We start from the raw sequence: 17682 nt of genomic DNA, 5'->3' as shown, positions 1-17682 counted from the left end.
GGCGCCCCCTAGGATGGTCTGGTGACTCCCGCTGACCTTTCGGAACTCCTGCATGCCACCGCGACGACCGTGCTCACCGAGCGCGGCCTCGACGCCTCCGTGCTGCCCGAACGCGTTCTCGTCGAGCGGCCGCGCAACCCCGAGCACGGCGACTACGCGACCAACCTCGCGATGCAGGTCGCCAAGAAGGCGGGCGTGAACCCGCGCGACCTCGCGACCTGGCTCGCCGAGGCGCTCGGTGCCGCCGACGGCGTCGACGAGGCCACCGTCGCCGGACCCGGCTTCCTCAACATCCGCCTCGCCGCGGACGCGCAGAACCAGCTGATCGCGACCGTCCTCGAGCAGGCCGGTGTGTTCGGGCACGGGACCGCGCTCGACGGTGCGCTGATCAACCTCGAGTTCGTCTCCGCCAACCCGACGGGGCCCGTCCACCTGGGCGGCGCGCGCTGGGCCGCGGTCGGCGACAGCCTCGGTCGCGTCCTCGAGAATCAGGGCGCCGAGGTCACCCGCGAGTACTACTTCAACGACCACGGCGCGCAGATCGACCGGTTCGCGCGCTCGCTGGACGCCGCCGCCCTGGGCCAGCCCACCCCCGAGGACGGCTACGCCGGCGACTACATCGACGACATCGCGGCCACCGTCGTCAAGGGCCACGAGGGCATCCTCGAGCTCCCGGAGGCCGACCGGGTCGAGGCCTTCCGGGCCGACGGTGTCGAGCTCATGTTCGAGCACATCAAGCGGACCCTGCACGAGTTCGGCACCGACTTCGCCGTGTTCACCCATGAGGACGAGATGTTCACCTCGGGCCTGGTGGAGAGCAGCGTCCAGCAGCTCAAGGACAACGGCAACCTGTACGAGAAGGACGGCGCCTGGTGGCTCAAGGCCACCGACTACGGCGACGACAAGGATCGCGTCGTCATCAAGTCCGACGGCAACGCCGCCTACATCGCGGGCGACATCGCCTACATCAAGCACAAGTTCGATCGCGGTTTCAACCTCGCGATCTACATGCTGGGCGCCGACCACCACGGCTACATCGGTCGACTCAAGGCGGCCGCCGCGGCGCTGGGCTACGACCCGGCGCAGATCGAGGTCCTCATCGGGCAGCTGGTCAACCTCGTCAAGGACGGCAAGCCCGTCCGGATGAGCAAGCGGGCCGGCACCGTCATCACCCTGGACGACCTCGTCGAGGCCGTGGGCGTCGACGCCGCGCGCTACTCGCTGGTGCGCAGCTCGGTGGACACCTCCATCGATCTCGACCTCGACCTCCTCGCGCAGGCGAGCAACGAGAATCCGGTCTACTACGTGCAGTACGCCCACGCCCGCCTCTCGGCGATCGCGCGGTCGGCCCAGGAGCTCGGCATCGAGCCCTCGACGGAGCACCTCGGACTCCTCGACCACGCGCGCGAGGGCGACCTCGTGCGCACCCTCGGGGAGTTCCCCGCCGTGGCCGCAGGCGCCGCGAATCTCCGTGAGCCGCACCGCATCGCTCGCTACCTCGAGGAACTGGCGGGGGCCTACCACCGGTTCTACGGCGAGTGCCGCGTGCTACCGATGGGCGACGAGCAGCCGACCGATCTGCATCGTGCCCGCGTGGCGCTGTGCGCCGCCACCCGCCAGGTGCTCGCCAACGGCCTGGCCCTCGTGGGCGTCTCGGCCCCGGACCGGATGTGAGGACGTCGTGAGCGAACTGGATCGGGCCGTCTGGCCCGCGCACGCCCGGAGGGAGGCCGACGGTGCCGTCTCCGTCGCCGGCGTGTCCGCCACCGAGCTCGCCGCCGACTTCGGAACGCCGCTGCTGGTGATCGACGAGGACGACTTCCGGGCGCGGTGCCGCGGTATGCGGGAGGCCTTCGGCGAGGACGCCGCGGTGCACTACGCGTCGAAGGCGTTCCTGTCCCTCGAGATCGCGCGCTGGGTGCGCGATGAGGGCCTGAACCTGGACGTGTGCAGCGGCGGCGAGCTGGCAGTGGCCCTGCGCGCGGGCTTCCCCGCAGAGCGGATCGCGCTGCACGGCAACAACAAGTCCGCCGCCGAGCTGGGCATCGCGGTGGAGTCCCGTATCGGCCACGTCGTCATCGACTCGCTGTCCGAGATCGCGCGCCTCGATGCGATCGCGGGGGAGCGGAAGGTCGTGCAGGAGGTGCTGATCCGGCTCACCCCCGGTGTCGAGGCGCACACGCACGAGTTCATCTCCACCGCGCACGAGGACCAGAAGTTCGGCTTCTCGCTGGCCGCGACCAGCGGAGCGGACTCGCCTGCGATGCAGGCCGTCACGGCCGTGTTCGAGGCGCCGAACCTGCGCCTCGTGGGCCTGCACAGCCACATCGGCTCGCAGATCTTCGACGTCAACGGCTTCGAGATCGCCGCGCGCCGCGTGCTCGAGCTGCTGCGCGACGTGGTCGCCCGCTTCGGCGCGGAGAAGACCGCGCAGCTGAGCACCATCGACCTCGGTGGCGGCCTGGGCATCTCGTACACCGCGCACGACGACCCGCCGCCGCTGGCGGACCTCGCGGCCAAGCTACGACACATCGTCGAGACCGAGTCGGTCGCGCTGGGACTGAAGACCCCGCACATCGCGGTCGAGCCCGGCCGTGCGATCGCCGGGCCTCCCGGCATCACGCTCTACGAGGTCGGCACGATCAAGGACGTCGCGGTGGATGCCGAGGACGTGGCGGCGCAGGGCTTCCGCCGCTACGTCTCCGTCGACGGCGGCATGTCCGACAACATCCGCACCGCCCTGTACGGCGCGGAGTACACCGCCGTGGTCGCGAGCCGGGATCCGCAGGGTGAGCCCGTGCGGTCGCGGATCGTCGGCAAGCACTGCGAGACCGGCGACATCGTGGTCCGCGACACGCTCACTCCCGGCGATCTGGCGGAGGGCGACCTCATGGCCGTCGCCGCCACGGGGGCGTACTGCTATTCGATGTCCAGCCGCTACAACATGCAGCCGCGACCGGCTGTCGTGGCGGTGAAAGACGGCGCGGCGCGGTTGATCCTGCGCCGGGAGACCGTGGACGACCTGGTGAGCCTGGAGGTGCTCTGATGACTGAAAACACTGATCAGGCCAAGGAACTGGGCGTCGCCCTGCTCGGCATGGGCACGGTGGGCACCGAGGTGGCGCGCATCCTCGTGGAGAACGCGGACGATCTCGCGGCACGCGTCGGCGCGAACCTCGTGATCCGCGGGATCGCGGTGCGCGACACCGGCAAGGACCGCGGCCTCAAGGAACTCGGCCTGAAGAAGAGCCTGCTCACCGACGACGCGGAGGCCCTCGTCGGCCGTGACGACGTCGACATCGTGGTCGAGGTGATGGGCGGCATCGAGCCCACCCGCACGCTGATGCTCAGCGCGTTCAAGGCCGGCAAGTCCGTGGTCACCGCCAACAAGGCGCTGCTCGCGGAGTACACCGGCCAGCTCGCCGACGCCGCCAACAAGGCCCGCGCCGACCTCTACTTCGAAGCCGCGGTGGCCGGCGCGATCCCGGTGATCCGCCCGCTGCAGCAGTCCCTGGCCGGTGACTCGGTGGAGCTCGTGGCCGGAATCGTCAACGGCACCACCAACTTCATCCTCTCCAACATGGCGGAGAAGGGCGAGGCGTACGAGACGGTGCTCGCCGAGGCCGGCCGCCTGGGCTACGCCGAGGCCGACCCGACCGCCGACGTCGAGGGCTACGACGCCGCGTCCAAGGCCGCGATCCTCGCCTCCATCGCGTTCCACACCCGCGTCAAGGCCGACGACGTGTACCGCGAGGGCATCACGGGCGTCACCGCGGCCGACATCGAGGCGGCGAAGGCCTTCGACTGCACCATCAAGCTGCTCGCGATCTGCGAGAAGTTCACCGACAAGAAGGGCTCCCAGCGGGTCTCGGCCCGCGTGTACCCGGCCCTGGTGCCCCTCAAGCATCCGCTCGCGAGCGTCGACGGGGCCTACAACGCCGTCTTCGTGGAGGCCGAGAACGCGGGCCGCCTGATGTTCTACGGCGCCGGAGCGGGCGGCGCCCCGACCGCCTCCGCGGTGATGGGCGACCTCGTCGCCGCTGCCCGCAACAAGGTCGTCTCCGGCCGCGGACCGCGCGACTCGGCCTACGCCAAGCTGCCCATCGCGCCGATCGGCGAGGTGCTCACCCGCTACTACGTGGCGATGGAGGTCGCGGACCGGCCGGGTGTGCTCAGCGCGGTCGCCAACGAGTTCACTGCGCGGGACGTGTCCATCAGCACCGTCCGTCAGCAGGCCGACACCCCCGAGCGCGGCGCGCGTCTGGTGATCCTCACGCACCAGGCGCCGGACGCGGCCCTGTCGGCCACCGTCGAAGCCCTGAAGAACCTGGACGTGGTGACCGCCGTGTCCTCCGTGCTCCGTGTGGAGGGAACCAATGACTAGCACCCCCGTGCACCAGCCCTGGCCCGGCCTGATCCAGGCGTACCGGAACCGTCTGCCCGTGTGCGACACGTGGGAGCCGGGCTGGGAGCCCGTCACCCTGCGCGAGGGAGCGACCCCGCTGCTGCCCGCGCGGGCGCTCTCGGAGCTCACCGGCTGCGAGGTGTACCTCAAGGTGGAGGGCCTGAACCCCACCGGCTCGTTCAAGGACCGCGGCATGACGATGGCCGTGACCGAGGCGAAGGCCACCGGCAAGAAGGGCGTGCTGTGCGCGTCCACCGGCAACACCTCGGCGTCGGCCGCCGCGTACGCCGCGATCGCCGGCCTCGAATGCGCCGTCCTCGTGCCCGCGGGGAAGATCGCGATGGGCAAGCTCGCCCAGGCCGTCATGTACGGCGCGCGGATCATCGAGGTCGACGGCAACTTCGACGACTGCCTCGAGCTGGCGCGCAAGACCACCGCCACGTTCGACACCATCTCCCTGGTGAATTCGGTCAACCCGGTGCGCATCGAGGGGCAGAAGACCGCAGCCTTCGAGATCGTCGACGCGCTCGGCAAGGCCCCCGACGTGCACGCGCTGCCCGTGGGCAACGCCGGCAACATCACCGCGTACTGGCGCGGCTACCGCGAATACCACGCCGACGGCATCATCGGCAGCCTGCCGCGCATGCTCGGCGTGCAGGCCGCGGGCGCCGCGCCGCTGGTCAACGGGGCCCCGGTCAAGGATCCCGAGACCATCGCGACCGCGATCCGCATCGGCAGCCCGGCGTCCTGGAACCAGGCCGTCGCCGCCAAGGACGAGTCGAACGGCGAGTTCCGCGCCGCCACCGACGAGAAGCTGCTCGAGGCGTACCGTCTGGTCGCCAAGACGGAGGGCGTCTTCGTCGAGCCCGCGTCCGCCGCATCCGTGGCGGGCCTGCTCGCCGCCAGCGCGGACGGCTGGATCGAGAAGGGCTCGACCGTGGTCTGCACCGTGACGGGCAACGGCCTCAAGGACCCCGACACCGCGCTGAGCAGCCTGCCCGAGATCGCCCGCGTGGGCATCGACCCCGTCGCCGTGGCCGCCGCCATGGGTCTGACGGAGTAAGCGCGGCCGTGTCACCCGCTTCGAACGCCCCGCTCGTGCTCCCGGTCGGCCTCAAGGCCACCGTGACGGTCCCCGCGTCCAGTGCCAACCTCGGCCCGGGGTTCGACACCCTCGGCCTGGCGCTGGGGCTCTACGACGACGTCACCGTCGAGACCGTCGACCCCGAGGTCGACGGCGACCTGACGATCACGATCACGGGGGAGGGCGCCGATGAGGTGCCCACCGACGACCGTCACCTCGTGGTGGTCGCGCTCCGCCGCACCCTGGGATACCTCGGTGTCTCCGCCGCGGGGCTGCGCCTGACCTGCGTGAACCGGATTCCGCATTCGCGCGGACTGGGCTCTTCGGCCGCCGCCGCCGTCGCCGGGATCGCGGCCGCCGCGGCGCTGGCGACCGACGCCGACGCGCCCCGCGCCCTCACCACCGACGAGATGGTGCAGCTCGCCTCCGAGTTCGAAGGGCACCCCGACAACGCCTCCGCCTGCGTCCTCGGCGGCGGCGTCGTCTCCTGGACGGTGCCGGCGATCCCGGTGCCCGACGTGGCCGGCTACCGCGATCACGCCGCGGCGAGTGCGGCACCGTCGGCCCCCGTGCACTACGGGGCCCGACGGATGGACGTGCACCCCGACATCCGGGCGTACGTGTTCGTGCCGGACGTGCAGTCCTCGACCTCGGTCACCCGGGGTCTCCTGCCGCGGCTGGTGCCGCACGCCGACGCCGCGTTCAACGCCTCCCGCGCCGCGCTCATGGTGCTCGCGCTGACCGAGCACCCCGACCTGCTGCTCGACGCCTCCGACGACCGGCTGCACCAGCGGTACCGCGCGGCGTCGATGAAGGAGTCGGCGGGACTCGTCGAGCGGCTGCGCGCCGCCGGCGTCGCCGCGGCCGTCTCCGGAGCGGGCCCGACGGTGCTCGCGCTGACCCCGCAGGTCCTGCCCACGAGGCTGTCGGACGCAGCGACGGAGGCGGGCTTCACCGTCCACGAACTCGCGATCGCCGACGGGGTGTCCAGGTCCTGACCGGGACTCGCCGGGAACCAGTGATTGCCGGGCGTTGACAGGGCGGCTATCATGGCAGACGTGTCCGACGAATGCGCGGACGCTGTTTCGGCACCTTGCCACCTCATGTCTGACGACCAGTCCCGGACGTGTTGGCGCGCCGGTACCCGCTCCAGGCCGAGAGACACCATCCCCGCCCCACATCGCGGTTCCGGCAGCCGAAGCGCAGACAAGCACCTTCAGATGACGTGCGTCGCCCCGCGGAAAACGCCTGTGTACCAACGCAGGTGGGCCCGGCGAAGCACGGTAGGCCCCCTCCGACGCACAGCGCGGGCGGGGAAGTGAAAGGAACTCCGTGACTGAAACGGACGTGACCACCAGCCCGGAGGCGGGCACCGCCACGGTCAGCTCCGCGCGCGCCGACGAGCGGCGCCGCTCCGGCCTGAACGGCATGGTGCTGGCCGAGCTCCGCGGCATCGCGAGCGAGCTGGGGATCAAGGGCATCTCCGGCCTGCGCAAGGGAGATCTGATCGCCGCCATCACGGCCCAGCAGGGCGGCGGGGCCGCACCGGCCAAGTCCGCGGCGAAGACCACCAAGGCCGCGTCGAAGGCCGACGCCCCGAAGGCCGACGCTCCCAAGACCGACGCCCCGAAGGCCGACGCGCCCAAGGCCGAGACGCCGAAGAACGACACCCCGAAGGCCGAGACGCCGAAGAACGACGCCCCCAAGGCGGACGCCGACAAGGCGGAGGCGCCCCAGGCGGACCGGGCACCGTCGGACGCCCCGAAGAAGGACGCGCCCCAGGGCGATGCCCCGAAGAACGACGGGGAGCAGGGCCAGCAGCGCGAGGGCGGCCAGCGCCGCGAGCGCAACCAGCGCCGCAACCAGAACCAGGACGGCGAGAACCGCCAGCAGGGTGACCGTCAGCAGGGCGAGAACCGCCAGGACCGCCAGCAGGGCGACCGGCAGCAGGGCGAGAACCGCCAGCGGAACCAGGGCAACAACCAGGGTGGCCAGGGCAACAACCAGGGCAACCGGAACCAGAACAACGGCCCGGAGGACGACGGCGACGGGACCGGGCGCCGTGGGCGCCGCTTCCGCGAGCGTCGCCGCGGTCGTGACCGGGGCCAGAACGACGGTGAGCCGCAGGTCAGCGAGGACGACGTCCTGCAGCCCGTGGCCGGCATCCTGGACGTGCTCGACAACTACGCCTTCGTGCGCACGTCCGGCTACATCGCCGGGCCGAACGACGTCTACGTGTCGATGAACATGATCCGCCGCAACGGCCTGCGCCGCGGCGATGCGATCACCGGCGCCGTGAAGATGCCCCGCGAGGGCGAGAGCAACAACAACGACGGCGGCGGCAACCAGGGTGGCGGCGGCGGTGGCCGCGGTAACCAGAACAACCGGCAGAAGTTCAACCCGCTGGTGCGCCTGGACAGCGTCAACGGTCAGGACGTCGATTCGGCGAAGAACCGGCCCGAGTTCAACAAGCTCACGCCGCTCTACCCGAACCAGCGGTTGCGCCTCGAGACCGCGCAGAACATCCTCACCACCCGCGTCATCGATCTGATCATGCCCATCGGCAAGGGCCAGCGCGCGCTGATCTCAGCCCCGCCGAAGGCCGGTAAGACCACGGTGCTGCAGGACATCGCGAACGCGATCGCCACCAACAACCCCGAGTGCTACCTCATGGTCGTGCTGGTGGACGAGCGTCCCGAAGAGGTCACCGACATGCAGCGCAGCGTGCGCGGCGAGGTCATCAGCTCCACCTTCGACCGGCCCCCGTCAGACCACACCTCGGTCGCCGAGCTCGCCATCGAGCGCGCCAAGCGCCTCGTCGAGGGCGGCAAGGACGTGGTCGTGCTGCTCGACTCGATCACCCGCCTCGGTCGCGCCTACAACAACTCGAGCCCCGCGTCGGGCCGCATCCTCTCGGGCGGTATCGATTCGACGGCCCTGTACCCGCCGAAGCGGTTCCTCGGCGCGGCGCGCAACATCGAGAACGGCGGCTCGCTGACGATCATCGCCACCGCGCTGGTCGAGACCGGTTCCACCGGCGACACCGTGATCTTCGAGGAGTTCAAGGGCACCGGCAACGCCGAGCTCAAGCTCGATCGCAAGATCTCGGAGCGGCGCGTCTTCCCGGCCGTCGACGTCGCGGCGTCGAACACCCGTAAGGACGAGCTCATCATGGCCCCCGACGAGGCGGCCGTGGTCAACAAGCTGCGCCGGCTGCTCGCCGCGCTCGACGGCCAGCAGGCCATCGACCTGTTGATCAGCCAGCTCAAGAAGACGCAGAACAACATCGAGTTCCTCATGACGGTGCAGAAGAACAGCGGCTTCGCCGACAACGACTGATCGCCCGCCCGTCAGGACGCGAACGGCGCCCCACTCCGCTGGAGTGGGGCGCCGTCGTGCGTTCAGGGGAGCCGGCACGGCCACCGATGCACCTTCCCGCGGGGAGTTCTCACAAACACCCGGGTTGCAACCCGATGATCGGCGAGAAACACCCGCGGGAACGGAGACGACGCGTCGGAAACCCACTGTGGAGCCGGCAACACCCGCGCGAGCGCCGCCGCACTGCGGGAGCGGCGGCACCGTCGGGCGGGCCGACGGTGCCCGGGCATCCTATTGGGGCAGGTAGGGCGTGATCGCGGTGGCGATCTCCGTACCGCGGCTGCAGTCCCGGTTGCCGACCTTCTGCAGGCCCACGTACAGCACGCCGTTGGTCAGGGACTTGTAGGCGGTCACGCAGTAGTCGGGCGTGCTCGTGTTGATGCTCGGCACGGTGAACGTGCGCCACTTGGTGGTGCCGGGCACCGTGACCGGCGTGCCGGACTCCCACGCGTTCGAGTCGGTGAAGGTCGCGAACCGCACGTCGGCGTTGCTCGCCTTCGAGTCCGAGCCCTTGCACGCGAACTTCACGCCGGTGGCGGAGCGCTGACCGGGATCGTCGACGAGCGCGCTGATGCCCAGCGTCGAGATCGTGGCCGCGGGCAGGCGGCACGGATCGATGTAGCCGTTGCGGAGCGTGGAGGTGTTGTTCACGGGCACGGGCGTCGTGGTCGAGACCGGGGCGGCGCTGCTCGAACTGCTCGTCGGCGCTGCCACCGCGGAGTCGTCGGACCCCGAGAGGCGCAGCGCCAGCACCGAGATCCCGGCCACCGCCACGACCGCGACCGCCGCCACCGCACCGATGAGGACGCCGCGCTTGGGACCGGAACCGGCCTGCTGCCGCCCCTGCGCGGCCGGCCCGACGGGCGCTCCCTGCCAGGTGCCCTGCGCGCCGGGGATCGGGCCGGACGGCCGCTGGAAGGGCTGCGACGGTGCGCCCTGGAAGAGCTGGGCCGTCTGCGGGGGCGTCGGGGGACGGAGCGCGGGGCCCGGCGGGGGCGTCGGCACCCGGTGCGGGTTCGACGGTGCCTGCCCCTGCGCGTAGGTGCCGGATGCGGCGGCGCGCAGCGCGTGCGCGAACTCGCGGCACGTGGCGAACCGTTGCTGCGGCTGCTTCGCCATCGCGCGGGCGATCACGGCATCGATGGCGTGCGGCAGGTCCGGTCGCAGCCGCGAGGGCACGGGCGGCGGCGCCATGAGGTGGTCGCGGATCACGGCGGTGCCGCTGCTGACGCCGTAGGGCTTGGCGCCCGTGAGCAGCTGCACCGTCGTCCCGGCCAGGCTGTACTCGTCGCTGCGGCCGTCCACCGGATCGCCGGCGAGCTGCTCGGGGGAGGCGTAGTCGAGGGTGCCGACGACCATCCCCACCTGTGTCAGGTCGCTGTGCTCCTGCTGCTGCCGCGCGATGCCGAAGTCGCCCAGCATGATCCGCGGCGTCGCGCCGGTCGTGTCGATCATGATGTTGCCCGGCTTGACGTCCCGGTGCAGCAGCCCGGCGTCGTGCGCGTAGTCCAGCGCCGCCGCGACCCCGTCGACGATCGTGAGGACCTGGTCGACGGGGAGGCCGCGCGGATTGCTCGCGAGGAGCCCCGACGCGTCCTGCCCGGGAACCAGCTTCATCGACATCCACAGCCGGCCCTCGTCGTTGCCGCGGTCGTAGACGGGCACGATGTTCGGATGGTCGAGACCGGCGGCCATGTCGGCCTCGCGCTCGAAGCGCGCGCGGTAGACCGGATCGTCGGAGAAGGCGGCGGGCAGCACCTTGAGGGCGTCCACGCGCGGCAGCCGCGGGTGCCGGGCCGCGTACACCGCGCCCATTCCGCCCGCGCCCAGTAGGCGCTCGACGACGTACCCGCCGATCACTGTCCCGGGGGGCTCGGTGCCCGCCGATCCACTACCTGACTCGCTCACGTCTTGTACTCCCGCTCCGTGACTGTCCGGTCCGCTACGTTCTCGGCACCGGCGTGGATTCCTGCTGGAAGCTAACACCGGCCGACTTGCGGCGTGCCAGTCAACCACCAAAGAGGGACCGTCGAGTCGCGCCGCGCGGGCGCCGGCCGCTGACCGGCCTCCCGGATCCGTCCGGGAATTTCTCGACGGCCAGGGCGTTCTGGCATACTGGAACGTCGGTATGGGTTCCGGTTCACGGTCCTGGCGCAGCCAGGGTCGACCCGGCGACCACTGAACTGAGAAGGAACGGCAAACATGAAGCAGGGTATTCACCCCGAGTACGTGGCCACCACCGTCGTCTGCGGTTGCGGCAACACGTTCGAGACGCACAGCACCAAGGCCGACGGCCGGATCAACGTCGAGGTCTGCTCGCAGTGCCACCCGTTCTACACGGGCAAGCAGAAGATCCTCGACACCGGCGGCCGCGTCGCCCGGTTCGAGAAGCGCTACGGCAAGCGCGCGGGCAAGGCCACCGAGGCTGCCGCCTCCGAGTAGTCGCCCCACCGACGCCCGTCCTGCCCCGCAGGCCGGGCGTCGGCGCGTTTCACGGCCCGTTCACCCCTCACGGAAAGTCCACTCATGAGCGCCTCGTCCCCCTCCGCCATCGACGACATCCTCGCCGAGTACTCCGGTCTCGAGCAGCAGATGTCCGACCCGGCGCTGCACAACGACGCCGGGGCGGCGCGCAGGGTGGGCAAGCGGTTCGCGGAGCTCGCGCCGATCATGGCCACCCACCGCAAGCTGGAGGCGGCCCGCGAGGACCGCGTCGCCGCGCAGGAGCTGGCCGCCGACGACGCGTCCTTCGCCGACGAGGTCACCGCGCTGACCGAGCAGATCGACGTCCTCGAGCAGCAGCTCACCGACCTGCTCGCCCCGCGCGACCCGCACGACTCCGACGACGTGGTGCTCGAGGTCAAGTCCGGCGAGGGCGGCGAGGAGTCGGCCCTGTTCGCCGGCGACCTGGCCCGCATGTACCTCCGCTACGCCGAGCGTCGCGGCTGGAAGGTCGAGACCCTCGGCGCCACCTACTCCGACCTCGGCGGCTTCAAGGACGCCACCTTCGCGATCAAATCGAGAGGTCCCGGCGCCGACGGCTCGATCGACGGCGTCTGGGCCCGGATGAAGTTCGAGGGCGGCGTGCACCGCGTGCAGCGCGTCCCCGCCACCGAGAGCCAGGGCCGCATCCACACCTCGGCCGCCGGGGTGCTCGTCTACCCCGAGCCCGACGAGGTCGAGGAGGTGCAGATCGACGAGGGCGACCTGCGCATCGACGTCTACCGGTCCTCCGGCAAGGGCGGCCAGGGCGTCAACACCACCGACTCGGCCGTGCGCATCACCCACCTGCCCACGAACATCGTCGTGACCTGCCAGAACGAGCGCTCGCAGCTCCAGAACAAGGCCCGCGCCATGCAGGTGCTCGCCGCGCGCCTGCAGGCACTCAAGGAGGAGGAGGCCGAGGCCGCCGCGTCCGACTCCCGGGCCGCACAGATCCGCACCGTCGACCGGTCCGAGCGGATCCGGACCTACAACTTCCCGGAGAACCGGATCGCGGACCACCGCATCGGCTACAAGTCGCACAACCTCGACCAGGTCCTCGACGGCGAACTCGACGGGCTGCTCGACGCCCTGCAGGTCGCCGACCGGCAGGCCCGCCTCGAGGCCGAGTAGGTCCCCCGTGAGCAGGCCCACCCGACTCGCCGCGGTCGCGACGGCTCGCCTCGCGGAGGCCGGCGTACCGTCCGCCCGGGTCGACGCGGAGATCCTGCTCGCCGAGGCCCTCGGCATCGACCGGGGCCGCATCCCGGTGGCCGACGACGCGACCGCCGCGCAGGAGGCCGCGTACGAGGCCCTCATCGCCCGCAGGGCGGCGCGGGAGCCGCTCCAGCACATCCTGGGCCGCGCGTACTTCGGTCCGCTCACGCTGGCCGTGGGGCCCGGAGTCTTCGTCCCGCGCCCCGAGACCGAACTGCTGGCCGTCCGGGCGGCGCGGCAGGCGCGCCGCGGAGCCGGCATCGTCGACCTCTGCGCCGGGTCCGGCGCCCTGGGGCTGTACCTCGCGGCGACGGTGCCCGACTCCCGCGTCGTGCTCGTCGAACGCGACCCCGCCGCCCTGGCCTACCTCCGGCGCAACGCCGCGGGAACGGGCGCGACGGTGCTCGCCTCCGACGTCCGCGACCCGGGACTTCCGGCGCGCCTGACCGAGCTTCTCGGCACCGTGAATCTGGTCGTGAGCAACCCGCCCTACGTTCCCGACGGCGCGCCGCTCGACGTGGAGGCCGCGGCCGACCCCGCTCTCGCGCTGTTCTCCGGTCCCGACGGCCTCGACCTCATTCGCGATCTCACACCGCTCGCCGCCCGTCTGCTGGCGGGCGGGGGAGAGGTCGGGATCGAGCACGACGACACCAACGGCGCCGGAACCGCGGAGCTGCTGCGCCGGGCGGGCTTCTCCGACGTCGAGGAGCACCGGGACCTCGCGGGGAGGCCGCGCTACGTCACTGGCAGGATGGACGCGTGAGCATCGCGTACGACTGCACCGATCCCGACTCCCGCGCCGCGGGCATCAGCGCGGCCCGCGCCGCGCTGAAGGGGGGCCGCCTCGTCGTCATGCCGACGGACACCCTCTACGGCATCGGCTGCGACGCCTTCGACAGCCGCGCCGTGGCCGATGTGCTCGCCGCGAAGCACCGCGGGCCCGACATGCCCATCGGCGTGCTCGTCGGCTCCTGGAACACCATCGACGGGCTCGTGAGCCGCGTCAGCGACCAGGCGCGCGAGCTGACCCGCGCGTTCTGGCCCGGAGCCGTCTCGCTCGTCGTCGAACAGGCGCCCAGCCTCGCCTGGGACCTCGGCGACACCCGCGGCACCGTCATGCTGCGGATGCCGCTGCACCCCGTCGCGATCGAACTCCTCCGCGAGGTCGGGCCGATGGCCGTGTCCAGCGCGAACGTCTCCGGCAGGCCGCCCGCGGCCACCATGAACGAGGCGCGGGACCAGCTCGGCGACTCGGTCGAGGTCTACCTCGACGGCGGCCCGTCCGAGCACGCCGTCGCGTCCAGCATCGTCGACCTGTCCGGCCCGCAGCCGCGGGTCCTGCGCGAGGGCGCGGTCACGAAGGCCCGGATCGCCGAGGTCCTCGGCGTCACCGTCGAATCCCTGGGCTGACGGGGATCAGCTGACGGGGATCAGTTGCCCGGGTTGATCCCGCCGACGTCGGTGATCTGCCAGTCCTTCGCCGAGTCGACCGTGACGGTGTAGGTAGTGATGACCTCACGACCGGCCGTGGCCTGGACGTTCGTGGACGAGACCTTCACGTAGGTGTTGACCTTGTAGACCGAGCCGGACCGCGCGTTCACGATCGAGTCCTGCACCGTGCCCTTGGACACCCACTGCAGCGGCTGCAGCAGCTGGTTCATGGTGCCGGCGGTGGCCTCGAGCTTCGTCTTGAGCTCGGGCGAGACGCCCTTGGTGAGCGCGGTGCGCCACGGGCCCAGGTCGCGGTAGTCGAATGTCGAGGCACCGGCGGCGTAGTCGGCGGCGATCTTCTGCGCGCGGGCCTCGTCGGCGGCGGTCTGCTTGAGGGCGTCCAGTTCGGTGGCGGCTACGCGCTGCTTCTCGGCCGCCGTGTCCGCGCGGCCCTCCGCACCCGACCAGAGGACGGCGAAGGTCACCGTCGACACCACGAGTGCGACTGCCAGGACCGACGCGACCACCAGCCCGACGACGAGCGCGGTGGAGCGGCGCGGTGGGGGAGTGGGGTTCCCGTACCCGGCGGGGACGAAGCCTGGCGGCGGGGGCTGTGGCTGGTTCACGATCAGATAGTCGCACATGCTCACCGACGACGCCTTCCGGCAACGACAAAGCGCCGAGGCCCGGGAGGGGCCTCGGCGCTTCGCCGGGGAACGTCGGTCCGTCAGTTGCCGGGTGCCGGCGTCGCCGCGGGTGCCGCACCGGGCGTGGTCGGGGTTCCCGGAGTGGGGTCCGCCGACTCGGCCGCGGCACTGGCGGGCACACCACCGCCCACGCCGCCCACATCGGTGACCTGCCAGTCCTTGCTCTTGTCCAGCGTCACGTTGTAGACGGTGATCACCTCTCGGCCGCTCGCCGCCTGGACGTTGGTGGCCTCGACCTTGACGTACGCGCTGACCTTGTAGACCGGTCCGGACTCCGAGTTGACCACCGCGTCCAGGACGGTGCCCTTGGACACCCACTGCAGCGGCTGCAACAGCTGGTTCATCGCACCGACGGTGGCCTCGAGCTTGGTCTTGAGCTCCGGGGAGACGCCCTTGGTGAGGGCGGTGCGCCAGGGTCCGAGATCGTGGAAGTCGAAGGTCGACGCGCCCGCGGCGTAGTCCGAGGCCACCTTCTCGGCCTGCGCCCTGTCCGCCGCGGCGGTCTTGAGGTCGTTGAGCTCGCCGCGCTTGCTGTTCCAGAGCAGGCCGAACACGATCGTGCCGGCGAGCAGCGCGATCACCACGACGGTGGCCACCACAGTCATGACCGTCGCACCGGCGGCGAGGCCTGCGCCCTGCCGTGCCGCGGCGGCGCGAGGAGCGGGACGGCTCCGGCGCACCGGGGCGGTTTCCGCCTCGTCGTCGTCCTCATCCACCGGGGAAGCGGGGCGCTTCTTGACAGCCGAGCCGACGACGTCCGCCTTCTTGGCGGTGGAGACCGTCTCGGTGGGCGCGTCGGCCTCGTCCTCCGCTGCGGTGGCCGCGTCCACGGCCTCCGCAGCGGCGTCCTGCACGATCTCCTCGGTCGTCGCGGCCTCGTCGCCGAGGTTCTTGTCGTCCGGGTTGGAATCAGTCACTTGTCGCGTTGCCAATCGTGTCGTGGTTCGTCTCGGCCGCCGGGGCGGCCATTGCGGGCGGTCGGGCCGGTCGCTACTTCCGCGGCGGGATGACCACCGTGAGGTTCGCTGCACTGTCTGAACCGACAGTGTTCAACGCCTGCGAGAGTAGCGCGGCCATGTCGATCTGCGGCAGGACGTCGGTCAGGGCCTGCACCACCGGAACCAGCGGTTCCGTGATCGGGCCCAGGTTCGCGAGCAGCTTGCTGGTGTTCGGAGCGATCTTGAACAGGTTCGGATTCACCGTCTGGGCCAGCATGTTCGGGCCGTCGATGCCCTTCATGAGGGTGTCGAGTGCCTTGAGCACACCAATGTCCTTCATGACGAAGGTCCGAGTCGACGGGCCGAACTCGTCGATCGCGCCGGGGAGCCAGCTCATGTCGGATTGGTAGTTCTGGGTGTTCTCGAACATCCGGCGGAGGTTCGGCATCCGCGACGTGATCGTGGCCGCCAGGAGGTCGCCTGCCTGAGACAGGTTCGGCAGCGATGCCTGCGTGTTGCTGGTCGCATCGGAGAGCGTCTCGGTGATGCCGCCGAGATCGGTCGAGTTGATGCTCGTGGTCAGCTGGGAGATCAACTTGAACGTCTCCGGTAGCGATAGCGGCTGCTTGACCTTGGCGATGTCGATCGTCGACCCATCGGCAAGGTACGGACCCGAGAGAGTGTCCGGCCGGAAGTCCACGTAGGGCTCACCGACGGCCGACAGCTGCTCGATCCGAAGCTTGGTGTCCGCGGGGATCTTGTACTTGCTGTCATACCGGAACTTCACCACGACCTTGCCGTCGGCGCGGCCGATGGACTCGATGTCGCCGATCTTGACGCCGCGCACCAGCACGGAGGAGCCGGGCAGCAATTGGTTGGCGTCATCGAGCTTCATCGTGACCGAGCGGTAGTCCGTCAGGGGACGCCACTGCACCACGGAGAAGGCGAGATATGCGGTACCCAGCACCATGACCACTGCGAAGGTCAGGAGGCTGAAGAAGGTGCTCTTTTTCACGGAACTGCTCCCACCATCCGGAGGTTGTTGACCGCCTGCCGGGCGGCCTCGGCGGTGGGCACGTTCCCGTTGGTGCCCAGCTCCTTGACATTGACCTTGGCGCCGCTGCTCAGGAACGGCAGGATCTTGTTCTTGAGCAGATCCTCGAGGTTCGCCAGGTTGGCCTGGCGCCCGTTCATATTGGGCCAGCCGGGGAACATCAGCGGCTTGATTACGGTCGCCACCACCGCAGTCGCCGAGTCGAGCAGCGGCGCGGTGAAGACAAGCGGCGACAGCGTGTCCGACAGGCGGCTGAGCACCTTGATCGCACCGGTCGTCAGGTTGAGGGCATCCGGGAGCCAATCATCCTGGGGCTTCAACAGGGCCACCAGGACATCGTCGTTCGAGTTGACGGTGTTCACCAGATTGCCGACCGACGTGATCGCCTGGCTGACGTTGTCGCTCTGCTTGCCGAGGTCGACGACTGTCTGCGAGACCGTCTTCACGAGGCCGGACAGCTTCTGCGGGTCGGCCGGCAGGTTGTTGTTGATCCGGCTGAACGTGTCCTGGAGTTGCATCAGGCTTCCGCTGCCCAGGAAGTTCGCCAGGTCGCTGAGGATGTCCTCGATCTGCGTCGGCGGCTTGGTCTGGGTGGTGGGTAGCGTATCGCCACCCTTGAGCGGCGTGCCGGGCTTGCCGGGCGAGGTCTTGAGGGCCACGTAGGTGTCACCGAGGATCGTGTCCTGCTGCAGGGTCGCGGTCACCGTGTTGGGAACCTTGACGCCGTCGAGGATCTTGATGTCGACGACGGCCTTGTTGTCCTCGAGCGTGACTTTGTCGAGCCGGCCGGACACGACGCCGTCGAAGACGACCCGCGCGCGGTCCGGGAGGTTCAGCACGTTCGTGAAGTCGAGATGCACGATGTAACCCGAGCCGCCGCCCGGCTGCCCCGGTGCGGGGATCGCCGAGGGGTTGATCAGGGATGTCGAGCACCCCGCGAGCGTGACGGTCGCCGCGATCGCAACGCCCATCTTCATTGATCGTGTG

The 17682-nt window shown here is 70.5% G+C and carries 15 protein-coding genes; 10 read left to right on the top strand and 5 right to left on the bottom strand.

Going from position 1 to position 17682, the window contains the following annotated elements:
- Nucleotides 1-21 precede the first annotated feature (21 nt).
- The 6 genes from argS to rho all read left to right on the top strand — a co-directional run bounded on the left by argS (nt 22) and on the right by rho (nt 8827).
- On the top strand, nt 22-1674 hold the full coding sequence (gene argS, locus AXK61_RS20990) for an arginine--tRNA ligase (RefSeq protein WP_068575188.1): 1653 nt from the start codon (nt 22-24) through the stop codon (nt 1672-1674).
- Nucleotides 1586-3046 (top strand): diaminopimelate decarboxylase, encoded by a 1461-nt coding sequence (gene lysA / locus AXK61_RS20985; protein ID WP_414930017.1) that lies wholly within the window; start codon nt 1586-1588, stop codon nt 3044-3046. Before argS ends, lysA begins: the two co-directional genes overlap by 89 nt.
- On the top strand, nt 3046-4383 hold the full coding sequence (locus tag AXK61_RS20980; protein ID WP_068575190.1) for a homoserine dehydrogenase: 1338 nt from the start codon (nt 3046-3048) through the stop codon (nt 4381-4383). The genes lysA and AXK61_RS20980 overlap by 1 nt, the downstream gene beginning before the upstream one ends.
- Entirely contained in the window at nt 4376-5467 is a 1092-nt protein-coding gene (gene thrC / locus AXK61_RS20975) for a threonine synthase (protein ID WP_068575191.1), read from the top strand. Before AXK61_RS20980 ends, thrC begins: the two co-directional genes overlap by 8 nt.
- An 8-nt stretch (nt 5468-5475) precedes the next feature.
- Nucleotides 5476-6486, top strand: a complete 1011-nt coding sequence (gene thrB, locus AXK61_RS20970; RefSeq protein WP_068575192.1) for a homoserine kinase — start codon at nt 5476-5478, stop codon at nt 6484-6486.
- Between the two features lie 334 nt (nt 6487-6820).
- On the top strand, nt 6821-8827 hold the full coding sequence (gene rho, locus AXK61_RS20965) for a transcription termination factor Rho (protein ID WP_068746950.1): 2007 nt from the start codon (nt 6821-6823) through the stop codon (nt 8825-8827).
- A gap of 270 nt (nt 8828-9097) precedes the next feature.
- Here the strand turns inward: rho and AXK61_RS20960 are convergent, their stop codons facing one another.
- Nucleotides 9098-10774: a serine/threonine-protein kinase gene (locus AXK61_RS20960; protein ID WP_156485780.1), complete on the bottom strand. Its 1677-nt coding sequence runs from the start codon at nt 10772-10774 to the stop codon at nt 9098-9100.
- Nucleotides 10775-11068: 294 nt separating this feature from the next.
- Between AXK61_RS20960 and rpmE the strand changes: the two genes are divergently transcribed.
- From rpmE to AXK61_RS20940, 4 genes are all read left to right on the top strand, one after another.
- Complete coding sequence (gene rpmE, locus AXK61_RS20955; protein WP_068575195.1) at nt 11069-11308, top strand: 50S ribosomal protein L31; 240 nt, start codon at nt 11069-11071, stop codon at nt 11306-11308.
- Nucleotides 11309-11392: 84 nt separating this feature from the next.
- On the top strand, nt 11393-12481 hold the full coding sequence (gene prfA, locus AXK61_RS20950; protein WP_068746948.1) for a peptide chain release factor 1: 1089 nt from the start codon (nt 11393-11395) through the stop codon (nt 12479-12481).
- Nucleotides 12482-12488: 7 nt separating this feature from the next.
- A complete protein-coding gene (gene prmC, locus AXK61_RS20945) occupies nt 12489-13328 on the top strand; it encodes a peptide chain release factor N(5)-glutamine methyltransferase (protein WP_068746947.1) in 840 nt (279 codons plus the stop codon).
- Nucleotides 13325-13975, top strand: a complete 651-nt coding sequence (locus tag AXK61_RS20940; RefSeq protein WP_068575198.1) for an L-threonylcarbamoyladenylate synthase — start codon at nt 13325-13327, stop codon at nt 13973-13975. The genes prmC and AXK61_RS20940 overlap by 4 nt, the downstream gene beginning before the upstream one ends.
- A 20-nt stretch (nt 13976-13995) precedes the next feature.
- Here AXK61_RS20940 and AXK61_RS20935 read toward each other — a convergent pair whose 3' ends face one another.
- The 4 genes from AXK61_RS20935 to AXK61_RS20920 form a co-directional block, all read right to left on the bottom strand.
- Nucleotides 13996-14622 carry a hypothetical protein gene (locus tag AXK61_RS20935; protein WP_156485779.1) on the bottom strand — a complete coding sequence of 209 codons (627 nt, stop codon included), beginning with the start codon at nt 14620-14622 and terminating at the stop codon, nt 13996-13998.
- 101 nt (nt 14623-14723) lie between these two features.
- Nucleotides 14724-15620 (bottom strand): hypothetical protein, encoded by an 897-nt coding sequence (locus AXK61_RS20930; RefSeq protein ID WP_068746945.1) that lies wholly within the window; start codon nt 15618-15620, stop codon nt 14724-14726.
- 73 nt (nt 15621-15693) lie between these two features.
- On the bottom strand, nt 15694-16656 hold the full coding sequence (locus AXK61_RS20925) for an MlaD family protein (protein ID WP_068746944.1): 963 nt from the start codon (nt 16654-16656) through the stop codon (nt 15694-15696).
- A complete protein-coding gene (locus tag AXK61_RS20920) occupies nt 16653-17666 on the bottom strand; it encodes an MlaD family protein (protein ID WP_175400102.1) in 1014 nt (337 codons plus the stop codon). The genes AXK61_RS20925 and AXK61_RS20920 overlap by 4 nt, the downstream gene beginning before the upstream one ends.
- Nucleotides 17667-17682: the final 16 nt, after the last annotated feature.

Origin of the sequence: Tsukamurella pseudospumae, from assembly GCF_001575205.1 — a bacterium.
Classification (GTDB): domain Bacteria; phylum Actinomycetota; class Actinomycetes; order Mycobacteriales; family Mycobacteriaceae; genus Tsukamurella; species Tsukamurella pseudospumae.
This window is presented reverse-complemented; position numbering and strand designations above follow the sequence as displayed.